11 protein-coding genes and 2 tRNA genes are annotated in these 16,206 nt (G+C 55.6%); 6 read left to right on the forward strand and 7 right to left on the reverse strand.

Annotated features, from left to right (window positions below):
• Positions 1–51: 51 nt before the first annotated feature.
• Positions 52–2,745, reverse strand: coding sequence for an HAD-IC family P-type ATPase (locus ACOTWU_RS09295; protein WP_252049266.1), 2,694 nt, complete (start codon positions 2,743–2,745; stop codon positions 52–54).
• A gap of 47 nt (positions 2,746–2,792) precedes the next feature.
• A complete protein-coding gene (locus ACOTWU_RS09300) occupies positions 2,793–3,224 on the reverse strand; it encodes a universal stress protein (RefSeq protein WP_003859525.1) in 432 nt (143 codons plus the stop codon).
• A gap of 470 nt (positions 3,225–3,694) precedes the next feature.
• On the opposite strand from ACOTWU_RS09300, the gene ACOTWU_RS09305 reads away from it, so the two are divergent.
• From ACOTWU_RS09305 to ACOTWU_RS09315, 3 genes are read left to right on the forward strand one after another with little or no spacing between them, the layout of a single operon-like run.
• The gene (locus tag ACOTWU_RS09305) at positions 3,695–4,780 is read left to right on the forward strand and encodes an efflux RND transporter periplasmic adaptor subunit (protein ID WP_164554790.1); all 1,086 of its coding nucleotides are present in this window, start codon (positions 3,695–3,697) and stop codon (positions 4,778–4,780) included.
• Positions 4,780–7,842 (forward strand): efflux RND transporter permease subunit, encoded by a 3,063-nt coding sequence (locus tag ACOTWU_RS09310; protein WP_126499107.1) that lies wholly within the window; start codon positions 4,780–4,782, stop codon positions 7,840–7,842. The genes ACOTWU_RS09305 and ACOTWU_RS09310 overlap by 1 nt, the downstream gene beginning before the upstream one ends.
• A 38-nt stretch (positions 7,843–7,880) precedes the next feature.
• Complete coding sequence (locus tag ACOTWU_RS09315; protein WP_026080612.1) at positions 7,881–8,804, forward strand: acyltransferase; 924 nt, start codon at positions 7,881–7,883, stop codon at positions 8,802–8,804.
• Here the strand turns inward: ACOTWU_RS09315 and pagP are convergent.
• Entirely contained in the window at positions 8,801–9,376 is a 576-nt protein-coding gene (gene pagP / locus ACOTWU_RS09320) for a lipid IV(A) palmitoyltransferase PagP (protein ID WP_003859516.1), read from the reverse strand. The genes ACOTWU_RS09315 and pagP overlap by 4 nt on opposite strands.
• Before the next feature lie 256 nt (positions 9,377–9,632).
• Between pagP and shiA the strand changes: the two genes are divergently transcribed.
• Both shiA and ACOTWU_RS09330 read left to right on the forward strand, forming a co-directional pair.
• On the forward strand, positions 9,633–10,949 hold the full coding sequence (gene shiA / locus ACOTWU_RS09325; protein WP_017383305.1) for a shikimate transporter: 1,317 nt from the start codon (positions 9,633–9,635) through the stop codon (positions 10,947–10,949).
• Positions 10,950–11,025: 76 nt separating this feature from the next.
• Positions 11,026–12,480: an AMP nucleosidase gene (locus tag ACOTWU_RS09330; RefSeq protein ID WP_015572404.1), complete on the forward strand. Its 1,455-nt coding sequence runs from the start codon at positions 11,026–11,028 to the stop codon at positions 12,478–12,480.
• 119 nt (positions 12,481–12,599) lie between these two features.
• On the opposite strand, the gene ACOTWU_RS09335 is transcribed toward ACOTWU_RS09330, so the two are convergent.
• Together ACOTWU_RS09335 and emmdR are read right to left on the reverse strand one after the other, a co-directional pair.
• Positions 12,600–12,675 (reverse strand) — tRNA-Asn (locus ACOTWU_RS09335).
• A gap of 103 nt (positions 12,676–12,778) precedes the next feature.
• The gene (emmdR, locus tag ACOTWU_RS09340; protein WP_232964225.1) at positions 12,779–14,197 is read right to left on the reverse strand and encodes a multidrug efflux MATE transporter EmmdR; all 1,419 of its coding nucleotides are present in this window, start codon (positions 14,195–14,197) and stop codon (positions 12,779–12,781) included.
• 226 nt (positions 14,198–14,423) lie between these two features.
• Between emmdR and ACOTWU_RS09345 the strand changes: the two genes are divergently transcribed.
• Positions 14,424–14,499: transfer RNA gene (locus ACOTWU_RS09345), tRNA-Asn, on the forward strand.
• A 146-nt stretch (positions 14,500–14,645) separates the two neighbouring features.
• Here ACOTWU_RS09345 and ACOTWU_RS09350 read toward each other — a convergent pair.
• Positions 14,646–14,981, reverse strand: a complete 336-nt coding sequence (locus tag ACOTWU_RS09350; protein WP_000450410.1) for a DUF496 family protein — start codon at positions 14,979–14,981, stop codon at positions 14,646–14,648.
• A 147-nt stretch (positions 14,982–15,128) separates the two neighbouring features.
• Complete coding sequence (locus tag ACOTWU_RS09355; RefSeq protein WP_126499105.1) at positions 15,129–16,187, reverse strand: FUSC family protein; 1,059 nt, start codon at positions 16,185–16,187, stop codon at positions 15,129–15,131.
• Positions 16,188–16,206 lie beyond the last annotated feature (19 nt).

Genomic DNA, 16,206 nt, shown 5'->3' on the forward strand with positions numbered 1-16,206 from the left:
CTCAGTCAAAGAGAAAGCCTGCCAGTGGGCAGGCTTAGCCTACTCATTCAGTCATCTTTTCGTCGTGCGCCATCTCCGGGTAAGGACTTTTTCTGCTTCAACAATCATGAACATCGCAAACCCAATCAGGAAGGTAATGATCCAGTAGCGGAACGGTAGCGCTTCGGTACCGAACAGCATTTGCATGAACGGCGCATAGATGATCAGAAGCTGAAGGGCCAGAAGTACGCCGCTCACGATCCATATCCCCTTGTTAGCCAGCAGACCTTTACTCAGGGAGAAGCCGTCGGTGACGCGGCAGTTGAGCATGTAAAACCACTGGGCGGTGACCAGCGTTTGCAGCAACACGGTGCGGATAAACTCCGGTGAGTAGCCGCGTGGTTGCAGCCAGGCCTCCAGCACAAAGGCGCTGATGGCAATCATCAGGCCGACAAACACTACTCGCCAGATGGCATAACCGTCCATCACATGCAGGTTAGACTTACGCGGCGGCCGGTTCATGATGTCCTTCCCACCCGCTTCAAACGCCAGGCCAAACGACAGCGTTGCCGAGGTTGCCATGTTCATCCACAGGATCAGTACCGGCGTTAGTGGGATCAGGTTCCCCGCCAGCAGGGCAATAATGATCAGCAAGGCCTGGGCGATGTTGCTCGGGATAACGAACAAAATGGTCTTTTTCAGGTTGTCGTAGACCCGACGCCCTTCATGGACCGCCCGGGCAATGGTGGCAAAGTTATCATCCGTTAACACCATATCGGCGGCTTCTTTGGTGACTTCAGTACCTTTGATCCCCATCGCGATGCCGACATCCGCCCGCTTCAGCGCCGGCGCATCGTTCACCCCGTCCCCGGTCATTCCGACCACTTCCTGCTTACTTTGCAGCGCCTGCACCAGGCGGAATTTATCTTCCGGGCTGGTGCGGGCAAAGATATCGTATTTTTGCGCCGCCTCGCTCAGCTGGTGGTCGTCCATCGCCTCCAGCTCGCGCCCGGTAATGGCGCTCGCCGCGTTGCCAATACCCAGCATCTGTCCAATGCTCATCGCCGTTTGTGGATGATCCCCGGTAATCATTTTCACGCGAATGCCCGCCTGCAAGCAGTCGGCAATGGCCGAAATGGCTTCCGGGCGCGGGGGATCCATCATGCCCGCAATGCCGAGCAGTATGACCCCTTCTTGCAGATCCGCATGCGTCAGCTCGCGCTGCCCGCTGGCAGCCGGTTTCCAGGCCGCAGCCACCATGCGCAATCCTTCGCGCGCATACTCTTCAATCTTCTCTTCCCAATAGTGCAGGTTGAACGGCTCCAGCCCGTTTTGGGTCTGCTGGTGCTGGCAAAGACGGAAAAGGACGTCCGGCGCACCGGTGATTAACATCACCTCTTCGTCGCCCAGGCGATAGAGGGTGGACATGTATTTATATTGCGAATCAAATGGGATTTTACTGCGCAACTCGGCGTCAATTGCCGGAAGCGGGATTTTGGCCGCCAGCACCTTCAGCGCGCCTTCGGTTGGACCGCCGGTGATTTTCCACAGCCCCTGCTCATCTTTGATCAGCTGGCTGTCATTACAGAGATCGACTGTGCGCAGATAGCGCTCAAGCACAGATCCCGGGGTCACGGTGACCGGTGTCGGATCGTCAACAGGGTGAATCGCGCCCACCGGCTCGTAGCTGTCTCCGTCCACGCGGTAGGTGGTGTCCGCGGTAATCACCGCTTTTACCGTCATCTCATTCATAGTCAGCGTGCCGGTTTTATCCGAGCAGATAACCGTCATCGCCCCCAGCGTTTCCACGGTAGGCAGCTTGCGAATAATCGCCTTGCGACGCGCCATCGCCTGCACGCCCAGCGAGAGGATGATCGAGATAATGGCCGGTAATCCTTCCGGCACCGCCGCCACCGCAAGGCTAATCAGCGACAGCACCAACTCTGATACGGGCATATCACGGAAGATAAGACTGAAAACGAACAGCGCCAGCATCATCACCAGAATGGTGATAAAAATGGTCTTGCCGAGCTTGTCCATTTGCACCATTAACGGGGTACGGTGTTTTTCAATGTCTGACATCATCTGGTTGATATGGCCGAGTTCAGTCTCCCCACCGGTCGCCACCACCAGCCCTTTTCCGCCGCCGGAGCTGACGGTGGTGCCAGAATAAAGCAGGTTGTAACGGTCGCCTAACGGCAACTCCCCGTGGAGCGCATCGCTGCTTTTCTCCACTACCGTGGATTCGCCGGTGAGAATAGCTTCTTCCACCCGCAGATTGTGCGCCTCTGTCACGCGAAGATCGGCAGGAATGCGATCCCCGGCGCGTATCACGACGATATCTCCGGGCACCAGTGCTGTCGTCGGGATAGTTTCATGGTTGCCCTGCCGGATGACCACAGCCTCGCTGGAGAGCATATTGCGAATACTTTGCAGCGATTTCTCCGCATTGCTCTCCTGAATATGGCCAATCAGGGCGTTAATGATGGCTACCCCAAGAATGACAAACATATCCACCCAGTGTCCCATTATCAGCTTCAGCAGCGCCGCCGCCAGAAGGACGTAAATAAGGACATCGTTGAAATGGGCCAGAAAGCGCAGCCAGCCAGGTTTACCCGGTTTTTGCGGTAAGGCATTTTCACCGTATTTTTCCAGCCTGGCGGTGGCTTCTGTACTGCTAAGTCCGTCGAGGCTGGATTGGATATTTGTCAGGGTTTCATCAACGGTCTGTTGATAATACGGACGGTGAGGCTTTTCTGTTATCATCGTTCCTTCCTCGGGTTCTTTTCAGAAATCACCTTGCTTTCATGACATTAACGAATAACGAAAACAGGAACATGCGCGTAACGAACGATACTCGCCGCCTCTGACCCTAATAAATGAGTTTGAATATTTGGATTACGTGATCCCACAATAATCGCACCGACGTTAAGCTCATCCGCCAGTTTGATTACCTCATCACGTATATTCCCGCTGCGAACATGTAGATGGACATTTGCTTCCGGCAGGTTGATTTTTTTTACCAGCGCAGCCAGTTTTTCTTTAGCATTATTAATCATATATTCATCCATCTTTCTCGCGTCTGCAATAAAACCGCGGGTCAGTTCCGCCGAGAACTTTGGCATAACGTACAGCAGATGGACATTACCCGATGCGCTTTGCGCCAGGAATTGGGCATGCTGTAGCGCTTTATCAGACAATGCTGTTTCGTATACATCCACCGGCACCAGAATCGTTTTATACATATCAAGCATCCTTTTATAACCAACACAACAGTGAGTGAATCAGGAGAGATCGCATCAAACCCATGGGTACAGGCGTGAATGCCTTTTACGGAAAAAAGGAATGGATGCTATTAAACGTAGCACAGGAATATCAGGATGTTATTCAAAGGGTTACACCATCGTAACGCTTGTTTCGCCTGAGTATGTCACGCCACTAATAATGGTTATTTAACATTTATTTATTCACCGACTATGCTCATAGTCAGGCATGCAACACGTTTATTCTCTTTATCCCGCGCCACCTTCAACCTCATGGAGGAATGCATGTACGGTTTAAGCCTGATTCGCCTTGGTTTGTTTATTGCGCTCGCCATTATCGCCAGCACAGCAATCGGTTTATTTACCTATGTGGTCGTCTCGGCCCTGGCAGAATAGCGCCACCCCAGCATTGATGACGAAATAAATAAAACAATTATTATCAGGGGAATACTGTGAAGCGCTACCTCTCTCTTCTGCCTGCTGTTTTATTGCTGCTGACGGCGTGCGATCCGAAACCCGACCGCGCCGCGCCCCTGCCGAAAATGGTAAAAGTCGCAGAGGTGGTCAAGGCCGGCAACGCGCAGCAGCGCGTGTTTCCCGCCCGTATTGAATCCGGCGACGCCACGGATCTCGCGTTCAAACGAGCCGGGCAGATTGAGACCCTGGACATTCGCCAGGGTGCCGTTGTCAAACAGGGGCAACGACTCGCCAGCCTCAACGCCCGTGAAGCCCGGCAGCGCCTGAACGACAGGCAAACGGCGGCGACCCTGGCTCAGCGGCAATTCGACCGCTTCCAGACCCTGGCGGGACGCCAGGCCGTGTCGAAAGCCGAGATGGATGTCCAGCGCGCCAACCGCGATTCAGCAAACGCCGCGCTACAGATTGCGCGCGAAGAATTAAGCCAGATGACGCTCGTCGCCCCCTTTGGCGGGACAGCGGCCAGCGTCCATGTGCGAAATCATCAGGTCGTCTCCGCCGGCCAGCCCGTCGTCACTTTGACCCGTACCGATCTGCTGGACGTGGTGTTCAGCCTTCCAGAGAACCTGTTTAACACCTTCGATATTCGCAATGCGCAGTACAAACCGGTAGTGAGGATCAACGCCCTGCCCGGTCGCGAGTTTACCGCTGTGTACAAAGAGCACTCAGGCAGTAGCGACAGCAACACATTGACCTGGCAGGTGATTTTAACCATGCCCCGCCCGGATGATTTTCCCGTCGTGGGCGGCGTCAGCGGAACGGTCACCATCAATTTAACCAACCTTCCGGCTGGTGTGGGCAGTGAGGCGCTGGTAGTGCCGGTTGAAGCGGTCTTTAACCCGGATAACCGCCCGCGCAATGAGCCACATGTCTGGGTGGTGACGGGCGAAGGCGATACGTTGCACCTTGAAGATCGTAAGGTCAGCGTGGGGCAAGTCAGCGCTGAGGGGGTCGTCATCGTCGGTGGGCTTAAGGCCGGTGAACGCGTGGTGGCCGCAGGCGTTGGGGAGCTACATCCCAACCAGCCGGTACGTATCTGGACGCGTGAACGGGGACTGTAATGGATATCTCTCGTCAGTTTATCAGCAACCCGGTTCGCGTCTGGCTGACGATTTTGCTGCTGGGCGTAGGCGGCATTATTGCCCTGTTGAACATTGGCAGACTGGAAGATCCGGCGTTTACCATCAAAACGGCGGTGGTGATCACCCATTATCCGGGCGCGTCGGCGCAGCAGGTTGAGGAAGAGGTCACCCTGCCGCTGGAAAATGCGCTTCAGCAGTTACCTTATCTGGATAACGTCAGCTCCATCTCCTCCAGCGGCCTGTCGCAGATCACGGTCAATATAGCCTCGCGCTACCACTCAAATGCACTGCCGCAAATCTGGGATGAACTGCGTCGCCGGGTGGGAGATGCCGCCAGACAGTTTCCACCCGGCGTAGTGACCCCGTTTGTGAATGACGATTTTGGCGATGTGTTCGGCTTTTTCTTTGCCATTTCCGGAGATGAATTCAGCAATCCGGAACTGGTCCGGTATGCCGAGCTGCTGCGCCGGGAGTTGGTCCTCGTGCCAGGCGTGGGCAAAGTGGCCATCGGCGGAGCCCTCACTCAGCAGATTAACGTGGACATTTCTCTGAGCAAAATGGCCGCGCGCGGGATAACGCTGAACCAGCTTTCTGCCCAGCTCAGCAGGCTGAACGTGGTCTCCAGCGCGGGAGAGATCCCCTCCGGTACCGAGTCAATTCGTCTGCATCCTACCGGTGAATTCGAAAGTATTGACGAGCTGGCCGATCTCATCGTGACCCCGCCCGGCGTTGGGGCGGCTACCCGCTTACGGGATATTGCCACCCTGTCACGCGGGCTGGATGCGTCCCCTGCCAGCATCTACCATGCCAACGGCAGAAAAGCCGTCACCATGGGCGTCTCCTTTATCCCCGGCGTTAACGTGATCGACGTGGGACATGCCCTGGAGGCGAAGCTAGAGCAGATGTCAGCCGAGAAACCGGCAGGTATCCATATCGACCTGTTTTACGATCAGGCGGCGGAGGTCGGGCATTCCGTTAACGGATTTATCATTAACTTCCTGATGGCGCTGGCAATTGTCATCGGCGTGTTGTTGATCTTTATGGGCTTACGCAGCGGGATCATTATTGCCTTTTCCCTCGCCCTCAACGTGCTGGGCACGCTGCTGATCATGTATCTCTGGGGTATTGAACTACAGCGCATTTCACTGGGTGCGCTGATCATCGCCCTCAGCATGCTGGTCGACAATGCCATTGTTATTGTCGAAGGGGTACTGATAGCCCGGCAGCAGGGCTCGTCCCTGATGAACGCCATTAGCGACATTATTCGCCGTTCTGCGCTGCCGCTGCTGGGAGCGACGGTCATTGCCATCCTGGCCTTTGCGCCCGTCGGGCTGTCGCAGGATTCCACTGGCGAATACTGTAAGTCGCTGTTTCAGGTTCTGCTGATTTCGCTCATGTTGAGCTGGTTCTCAGCCCTCACCATTACGCCAGTGCTGATTAAGTGGTGGCTGTTTAAACGAGATGCTGCACCGCCAAAGGCCGACGAAACGGATCCCTATGACAAACGCATCTATCGGATCTATCAGGGGGTACTCAACGCGCTGTTACGGCGTAAAGCGCCAACGCTGGTAGTGATGGCCGCACTGCTGGCCGCCGCCATCTGGGGCTTTGGCTCGGTGCGGCAGAACTTCTTCCCCTCCTCCAGTACGCCAATTTTCTTTGTCGACCTCTGGCTCCCTTACGGTACCGACATTAACTGGACCGAGAAGATGACCGGTGATATCGAGAAAACCATTAACGGCCAGCCAGGCGTGGAAACTACGGTCTCGACGATTGGTCAGGGAAGTATGCGATTTATTTTGACCTACAGCGGACAGCGGCAGTACAGCAACTATGCGCAAATTATGGTGAGAATGGACGACCAGCGTAACATCCCCGCCCTGACCCGCCACATGGATGAATACATCGCACGGAACTATCCGCAGGTTAACGCCAGCACGAAGCGGGTGATGTTTGGCCCCTCCGGCGACAGCGCCATTGAAATACGTATTAAAGGCCCCGATCCGGACAGGCTGCGTCTGATCGCCAGCCAGGTAGACAACATCCTTACGCGCGATCCGGCGACGGACAGCGTCAGGAACGACTGGCAAAACCGCAGCAAAGTGATCCGCCCGCAGTACGTCACCGCGCTGGGACGTGAGCTTGGCGTGGATAAGCAGGACGTCGATAACGCACTGGAGATGAATTTCTCCGGCAGTCGGGCAGGACTGTACAGAGAAGGCAGCGACCTGTTGCCCGTGGTGGTGCGCCCGCCGGAAAGCGAGCGGCTGGACGCCAATCACCTGAATAACGTTCTGGTCTGGAGCCAGACCCGGCAGCAGTATATTCCGCTGAGCAACGTCATCAGCGGCTTCGCGCTGGAGTGGGAAGATCCGCTGATCCTTCGCCGTGACCGCTCCCGCGTGCTGACCGTGCAGACCGACCCTGACCCGCTAAGCCAGCAAACCTCCGGCGATATTCTCGCCCGCGTGAAGCCACAAATTGATGCCCTGCCCCTGCCCCACGGCTACAGCATTGAGTGGGGCGGTGACGCGGAGAACTCCAGCGAAGCGCAGCAGGGGCTATTTACCACGCTGCCGCTCGGCTATCTGGTGATGTTTGTGATCACGGTGCTGATGTTCAGTTCGGTGAAAAACGCCGTCGCCATCTGGCTGACCGTGCCGCTGGCGCTGATCGGCGTGACGCCGGGGTTTTTAATTACCGGCATCCCTTTTGGCTTTATGGCGTTGATTGGCCTGCTGAGCCTGAGCGGGATGCTGATCCGCAACGGCATTGTGCTGGTGGAAGAGATAGAACAGCAGAAAGTGCAGCAGGATCAGCACAGTGCGATCGTTTACGCCGCCACGTCGCGCCTGCGTCCCATCCTCCTCACCGCCTTTACGACCGTACTCGGCCTCGCCCCTCTGCTGCTGGATGTGTTCTTCCAGAGCATGGCCGTTGTGATTATGTTTGGGCTTGGGTTTGCTACAATCCTGACGCTGCTGGTACTCCCCGTAATTTACGCGTGTTTCCATCGTAAGGACAAAGCTGAACAACAATGAATGCGACAGGGCTGAATATCATCAAGACGCTGGGGTGTATGACGGCGGTTACCTTTTTCACCATCTACAACACCTGGGATCATTACGATTATGACTATCACTGGATCCTCGGTTTTTTAACCTTCATTTCGACCATCGCCACGCCGTTATTTTTTGTGGTTGCAGGGTATCTGGACGGGCAATCCCGACACGGCACGCGCTGGCAGCTGGATAAGATCAAAAGCCTGGTGATCGTCTTTCTGTTCTGGGTAACGATTTACTACCTGTGGGAGCCCTATCAGCGTGGATATCTGATCCAGCCCTGGTTCGTGTTCGCGTTTATCGTGATTTACACGTTTCACCCGGTGGTGGAGTGGCTCAGCCAGCGACGAACGCTCTTTTGCGGGGTGATTGCCGCCCTGCTGCTTTTCTCATACGGGTACGATTTGCTGTCAGCCCTCTATCCTGATGCCCACGTCCTTTCATTGTCGCCGCAGTATCGCCTGTGGACGTGGCTGCTGTTTTATCTGACGGGGCAGCTCTTTTGCGATCCGCAGATCGCGGCGTGGATCGGCCGCAAAAATGTGGTCAGGGCAGCGGTCATCGCCATACCGTTTATTTATCTCTTCACGTGGTTTTACGAACGGCACTTCTTTTTTGCGCTATTTAAAGCAGACAGAAACGCCTTTATTCTCACCGGATCGCAAATCTACATTCTGATTATTGCCCTGGTGATTGCGGCCAACGGCGTGCGTTTTCGCCGCAATGCGGAGTTTAAAGAGTCCGTGCTGGCCGCCATTAGCAAAACCATGACCGGGGTCTATATTATGCACTACTCGGTGTTTCACCTGCTGACCGCGCTCATTCCGGTGACGTCCCTGAGCACCAAACTTGCTCTGATTGTGCTTACGTTTGTTACGTCGGTCCTGTTTTCGCTGCTGATCCTGTCCAACGCAGTGGCCAAAAAAGTGATCACCCTCTAAAAGCCCAGGCGCAGCCAGGCAAACAGCACGTTGCCGTTGTTGTAGGTCCCGGGAATATAGGTGAACTGGACGGTGACGCGCTTATATCCGGCAGAGAAAAGCGGGAAGATAAACGGCAGCGGGACATAGTTGGCAAAGTCGTCGCGTGCCGTGATCCCCGCAGCGGCCCCCAGCCCCAGACGGAAATCTTTTGCGTTATCCAGATACCAGCCTTTCTCCCAGCCGTAGCCCATCGCAGGCTGCCATTCGTTATGTGAATCTTTGAACATCATGGCAAAGAGCGCGCTCCAGTTGCCCTCGTCGTTGTAGCGGGACACGCCCAGCCCCCCGCCCCACGGCATTTCGTTGTAGTTGTCGGTTTTCTCTTTGTCATACATGAATCGAGCATGCCAGCTCAGAAACGGAAGGTAGAGATCGTAACGATCCGGCTGTTCCCAGGTTTGCGCAATATCGTCCGTTACTGCATCCCACCAGCGGTGAATACGCTGTTCGCCATAGACTTTCGGCTCCGCATGCAGCGGAGATACGACTAAAAACAGGACTACCCACAGTGCAGGAAAGAGGCGTTGCATCGTTATACCCTCAGCTTACGTCACGCAGCGATCGTTATTACTGTAAACCATTCAGCCCTAACCGGAGCCAAACAGGCTGATTTATGTTGTCGCCCGATAAGATGAAATTTATTTATTCTGCGCTTTCAGGAAAGATAAAAACGTTTTCTCAGGCCGCCTGTCGCGGTAGTCTCATACATTCCGTCAATATGACGGCCGTGATGTGAGTGACCTTTTCTTATACCAATAATTAAAAATCAGTACAGACAGGACAACTATGGACTCCACCCTTATCTCCGCTCGCCGCAACGAGGAGACACCTTCGCTTAACCGCGCCCGCCGCGCCGCTTTAGGTAGCTTCGCAGGCGCCGTCGTCGACTGGTATGACTTTCTGCTCTACGGTATTACCGCTGCGCTGGTCTTTAACCGTGAATTCTTTCCCCAGATCAGCCCCGCCATGGGCACGCTTGCTGCGTTTGCCACCTTCGGCGTCGGTTTTCTGTTTCGTCCTCTGGGCGGGATAATTTTCGGCCACTTCGGTGACCGCCTTGGCCGGAAACGTATGCTGATGCTCACCGTCTGGATGATGGGCATTGCCACCGCGCTGATCGGTATTTTGCCCTCCTTTGCCTCAATTGGCTGGTGGGCTCCGGTGTTGCTGGTGACGCTGCGCGCCATTCAGGGCTTTGCCGTCGGCGGCGAATGGGGCGGCGCGGCATTGCTGTCCGTGGAAAGCGCGCCGAAGAATAAGAAAGCGTTTTACAGCAGCGGCGTGCAGGTGGGTTATGGCGTGGGTCTGCTGCTCTCCACGGGCCTGGTGTCGCTAATAAGCCAGCTCACGACAGACGAGCAGTTCCTGAGCTGGGGCTGGCGTATTCCGTTTATCTTCAGCATTGTGCTGGTCGTGGTGGCCCTGTGGATCCGTAACGGCATGGAAGAGTCGGCTGAGTTTGAACGGCAGCAGCGCGAAAAACCGGTCGCGAAGAAACGGCTGCCGGTGATGGAAGCGCTGGTGCAGCACCCTGGCGCTTTTCTGAAAATCATTGCCCTGCGCCTGTGCGAACTGCTAACGATGTATATCGTCACCGCCTTTGCCCTGAACTACTCCACGCAAAACCTCGGCCTGCCGCGGGAATTGTTCCTGAATATTGGCCTGGTGGTGGGCGGGATCAGCTGCCTGACCATCCCCTGCTTCGCCTGGCTGGCGGATCGCTTTGGCCGTCGACGGGTGTATATCACCGGGGCGCTCATCGGCACACTCAGCGCCTGGCCGTTCTTTATGGCGCTGGAGGCACAGTCGGTCTTCTGGATTGTCTTCTTCGCGATCATGCTTGCGAACATCGCTCACGATATGGTGGTCTGCGTGCAGCAGCCAATGTTTACCGAGCTGTTTGGCGCAAGCTACCGTTACAGCGGCGCGGGCGTGGGATATCAGGTGGCGAGCGTGGTCGGCGGTGGGTTTACGCCGTTTATCGCCGCCGCGCTGGTGACGTTCTCGGGCGGTAACTGGCATAGCGTGGCGATTTATCTGCTGGCGGGTTGCCTGCTTTCTGCCGCCACCGCCCTGTTGATGAAGGAAACCGCGCACAGCTGATCTCCTCACTTTTGTTTCACAGGCGTGTGACATACTATCGGGTAAAGCCGCACACCTGTGGAACAAGGAGACAGACATGAATAATAAGGGCTCCAGCCTGACCCCGGCTCAGGCGCTGGAAAAACTCGACGCGCTGTATGAACAGTCCGTCAATGCACTGCGCAGCGCCATCAGTGACTATATCGAAACAGGGAAACTTCCCGATGAAAAGGCCAGAACCCAGGGCCTTTTTGTTTATCCATCGCTCTCTGTCACCTGGGACGGCAGCGCCAGCAGCAATCCGAAAACCCGCGCCTATGCGCGTTTCACCCACTCCGGCTGTTACAGCACGACCATCACGCGACCTGCGCTGTTCCGCCCCTACCTGGAAGAGCAGCTTACCCTGCTGTATCAGGATTACGGCGCGCATATCAGCGTTGAACCGTCCCTGCACGAGATCCCTTACCCGTACGTGATAGACGGTTCAGCGCTGACGCTGGATCGCTCCATGAGCGCGGGGCTGACCCGCCACTTCCCGACCACTGAGCTGTCGCAGATTGGCGATGAGACGGCGGACGGGATCTATCACCCGGCAGAGTTTTCACCGCTGTCGCACTTTGATGCCCGCCGTGTCGATTTCTCGCTGGCACGCCTGCGCCACTACACCGGCACCCCAGCCGAACATTTCCAGCCGTTCGTGTTGTTTACCAATTACACCCGCTATGTGGACGAATTTGTCCGCTGGGGCTGTAGCCAGATCCTCGATCCGGACAGCCCTTACATCGCCCTCTCCTGCGCGGGCGGGATCTGGATCACCGCCGAAACCGAAGCACCGGAAGAGGCCATCTCCGACCTGGCGTGGAAAAAGCACCAGATGCCAGCCTGGCACCTGATCACCGCCGACGGTCAGGGCATTACGCTGATTAACATCGGCGTTGGCCCGTCGAATGCGAAAACCATCTGCGACCATCTGGCGGTACTGCGCCCGGACGTCTGGCTGATGATCGGCCACTGCGGCGGCCTGCGTGAAAGTCAGCTGATTGGCGATTACGTCCTCGCCCACGCTTATTTGCGTGACGACCATGTCCTTGACGCGGTTCTGCCGCCGGATATTCCTATCCCGAGTATCGCTGAAGTGCAGCGCGCCCTGTACGACGCCACCAAAGAGGTGAGCGGCATGCCGGGTGAAGAGGTGAAGCAGCGCCTGCGTACCGGTACGGTCGTCACCACCGACGATCGTAACTGGGAGCTGCGCTATTCCGCCTCCGCCCTGCGTTTCAATCTCAGCCGTGCGGTCGCAATCGATATGGAAAGCGCCACCATTGCCGCGCAGGGCTATCGCTTCCGCGTCCCTTACGGCACGCTGCTGTGCGTGTCCGATAAACCGCTGCACGGCGAGATCAAACTGCCGGGCCAGGCGAACCGTTTTTACGAAGGGGCGATCTCAGAGCATCTTCAGATTGGTATTCGCGCCATCGATTTACTGCGTGCAGAGGGCGACAAACTGCATTCCCGCAAGCTGCGCACCTTCAATGAGCCACCGTTCCGCTGATAACAAGGACCCACTCACCCGGCCTGGGATTCCGTAGGTCGGGTAAGCGGAGCGCCACCCGACAATTTCACGAACGCAGAAAAGCAAAAAGCCTGCTTTAAAAGCAGGCTTTTTAAATTTGGCTCCTCTGACTGGACTCGAACCAGTGACATACGGATTAACAGTCCGCCGTTCTACCGACTGAACTACAGAGGAATCGTGTGAACGGGGCGCATATTATCGATGCGCCCTGAGGATGTCAAAGGGTGAATGCAGATTTTCAATCGTTTGCCGATTTATTCTCCACTTCGCACATTTGTCAGGCACTTGCCGTTTCCGAAACCTCCTGCTCCGGTTTTTTTCCCGGATATTTCCACAGCCAGCGCCCGCTCACCATGCGCCAGTAGAACAGCGCCCCGCGCACGGCCCAGTCAAGGAACATCCCCAGCCAGACGCCGACAACGCCCATACCCAACATTACCCCCAGCGTGTAGCCCGCCACAACGCGACAGCCCCACATGCCGAGCATGGAGACCCACATCGCAAACCGGGCATCGCGCGCCCCTTTCAGCCCGGCAGGAAGTACCCAGGACGCGGCCCAAATTGGCATAAACGCCGCGTTGAGCCAAATGAGCACCTTCACGACCTCTTTCACGTCATTTTCATGCGTATAGAACGAGGCCATCAGCCCGGCAAAAGGCGCAGTTCCCCACGCAATCGCCGTCAGTCCAATAGTTGAAAGCCAGAAGACGTGCCGAAGTTGCCGTTCCGCCTGCCCTATCTGCCCCTTTCCGAGACGTCTGCCGGTGATGATCGTCGACGCCGACCCCAGCGCGTTTCCCGGCAGGTTAATGAGTGAGGCGATGGAGAAGGCAATAAAGTTGCCGGCGATGACGTCTGTTCCCATCCCGGCAACAAACATCTGCGTCAGCAGTTTCCCACCGTTAAACAACACGGATTCGATGCTGGCCGGAATCCCGATCCCCATCACTTCCCAGATAATGGCGAAGTTAAGCGGACGGAAATAGCTTTTCAGCGTCAGGCGCAGCGATGGCGTAATTCCCGCCATCAGTACGCCAATTATCGCCGCCGCACCAATATAGCGGGAAATGGTCAGGCCTAAACCCGCGCCGACAAAGCCCAGCCCCTCCCAGGAAAAGACGCCGTAAATCAAAACGCTGCTGATAATGATGTTCAGGATGTTCATGCCGCCGTTGATCAGCAGCGGAATTTTGGTATTTCCTGCTCCACGAAGCGCACCGCTACCAATCAGCGCGATGGCAGCCGCCGGATAACTCAGCACCGTCATTTCCAGGTAGGTGAGAGCCAGATCCTTCACCTCGCTGGTCGCTTCTCCCGCGACAATGTCGATAATTTCTTTGCCGTAATAATGGATAACCGCCGCAAGGATGATCGAAAAGAGGGTCATGATCATCAGCGACTGTCTGGCCGCTTCGCGGGCACGCTTCGGATCAAGCTTGCCCAGGCTAAACGCCACCACCACCGTCGTACCGAGATCGATAGCGGCAAAGAAGGACATCACAACCATGTTGAAACTGTCCGCCAGCCCTACCCCGGCCATGGCTTCTTTACCGAGCCAGCTCACCAGAAAGGTGCTCAGCACCCCCATTAGCAGGACGCAGGTATTCTCCAGGAAAATAGGCACGGCAAGGGGGGTGATTTCACGCCAGAACAGAACTCGATAGCTCTTACGTTTTGCATACCAGGGCGTGCGCATAATCGCCTGGCGTAGGGGTGCGGTGACGTTCAAAATGGACCTTAGAGAGAAAGTTGAAACTCCATTTCAAATGATGGGGCAGAAATGCGTATCCTGCAAAGTATTTTCCATAAAATTATGTTTGGATTTACAACAAAATGACGACAGAATCATCAAACAAACGCTTTTGCCTGAGATCAGGTTTGACAAAAGTTTTTTCGCCGCTAAGATAAGCCTCCACAACGATTCCTCTGTAGTTCAGTCGGTAGAACGGCGGACTGTTAATCCGTATGTCACTGGTTCGAGTCCAGTCAGAGGAGCCAAATTTAAAAAGCCTGCTTTTAGAGCAGGCTTTTTGCTTTTTTGCGTTCGTGAAATTATCGGGTGGCGGCTTCACCTTACCCGACCTACGTGATAACAGCCCTGTAGGCCCGGTAAGCGCAGCGCCACCGGGCAACAGAGTGTGCGATTACTCGCCTTTAGCGTCGACGTTTTTGATTTCGCCCATCACTTTCAGCTTCTTGGAGATGTCGCGACGCTCTTTGGACAGCTCAGCGTTTTTGATGATGTAGTCATCAACGCGATCTTCATAATCGCTCTTCATGCTGGCGATGATGCCCTGAATAGCTTCAACGCTCATGCCAGGCTTGATGTAGTCGCTCAGGTTGTCCAGCAGCAGGACACGTTTCTGGTTGTCACGGATCTTCTTCTCTACGTCCTGGATTTCGCGCTGTAGCTTGTTTTTGCGGCGGAACAGGCGGACGAACTCCAGAACATCCTGGAACGAAGGCTTGGTAGTTTCCATTTTTACACCCCTGATAATGTGAGATTCGGATTCGTTAAAGCAACCGTTTTAACAGACAGCGGCTGCGAATGACAATGAGTATATCGTTTAAAACCATCATAACCCTAATTGTTGCTGAATCGAAGCAGCAGGCATCACATACGCTTTTTATTTGCGCAGCGCCCGGCAAATCAGCTGCGATAACAACTCCAGCTGTCGCGCCAGCTCCATACTCAGCCAGACATAGCCATGGATGGGCGTTTCCGCCACATTGTCGCCCTGGCGCTCATTCATCAGCTGTTTAAGCTCGGCGACGATTTCGTTCAGCCGCTCGCTGTTCGCCCGTATCGGCTGTGGGTTACCTTCGTAGAGCGCATGGGCGATGGTCAGCAGGGTTTGTTGCGTCATCTGCTGCGTCTCTTTCAGCGTATGCGCGTTGAGCATCAGAAGATGGCTGGGGCGTGAGGCCCAGTGGGCATTGATTTGCAGTTCAAGCATACAGACCAGATTACGGCTGACCGTCTGAATAGCTTCAAAAATGGCTTTCTGGATATGGGTTTCTTTGCTTGCCGGGGTAATCAACCCGCGCATTTTGACCACATCATTGAGGATTTTTTGCAGGTGCTTTTCCAGCCGCGGGCGCTCAATCAGATTCGGCGAAAACCCGGCCTGGTAGACCCGGTTAAATGCCGTGACGTAGTTTGCCATCTGAATGCGCCAGTGCAGGAAGGCGCGCTGCGGCCAGATGCCGGTAAACAGCATGGCGAGCAACGAGCCGAGGATCACGTCCCCGCTTCGCCACAATGCGGTGGTCATATCGCCCGCCGGTGCGCCGACCACAACCGCGAGCGTAATGCCAATCAGCAGCGCCTGATACGGTTTCTTGCCGAGGGCCAGCCATCCACAAAGAAACATCGCCACCGCGCACCACAGCAACATGACCGGAAACGAGATCAGCTCCAGCTTCAGGGCGATAAGCCCAAGCGCTGAGCCTAAAACGGTGCCGCCTATGCGTTCGAAAGCGCGCGGGACCACGTTCCCCCAGAATGAGATCGGTCCCATCAACACCACCAGCGTGATCAGCGGCCACGTCCCTTCCGGGATATCCAGCAGACGAACCAGTACGAAGGTCAACACAAACGCCAGCGCAATGCGGCAACCGTGCACCACGCGATAATGTTTGTATAACCGAATTTCAAAAGGGGTTAATGACTTGTCGGGGCGCACACCCGTCTCCAGCTCTACG

This window comes from Enterobacter cloacae complex sp. GYL001, assembly GCF_049237125.1.
GTDB lineage: Bacteria > Pseudomonadota > Gammaproteobacteria > Enterobacterales > Enterobacteriaceae > Enterobacter > Enterobacter hormaechei_C.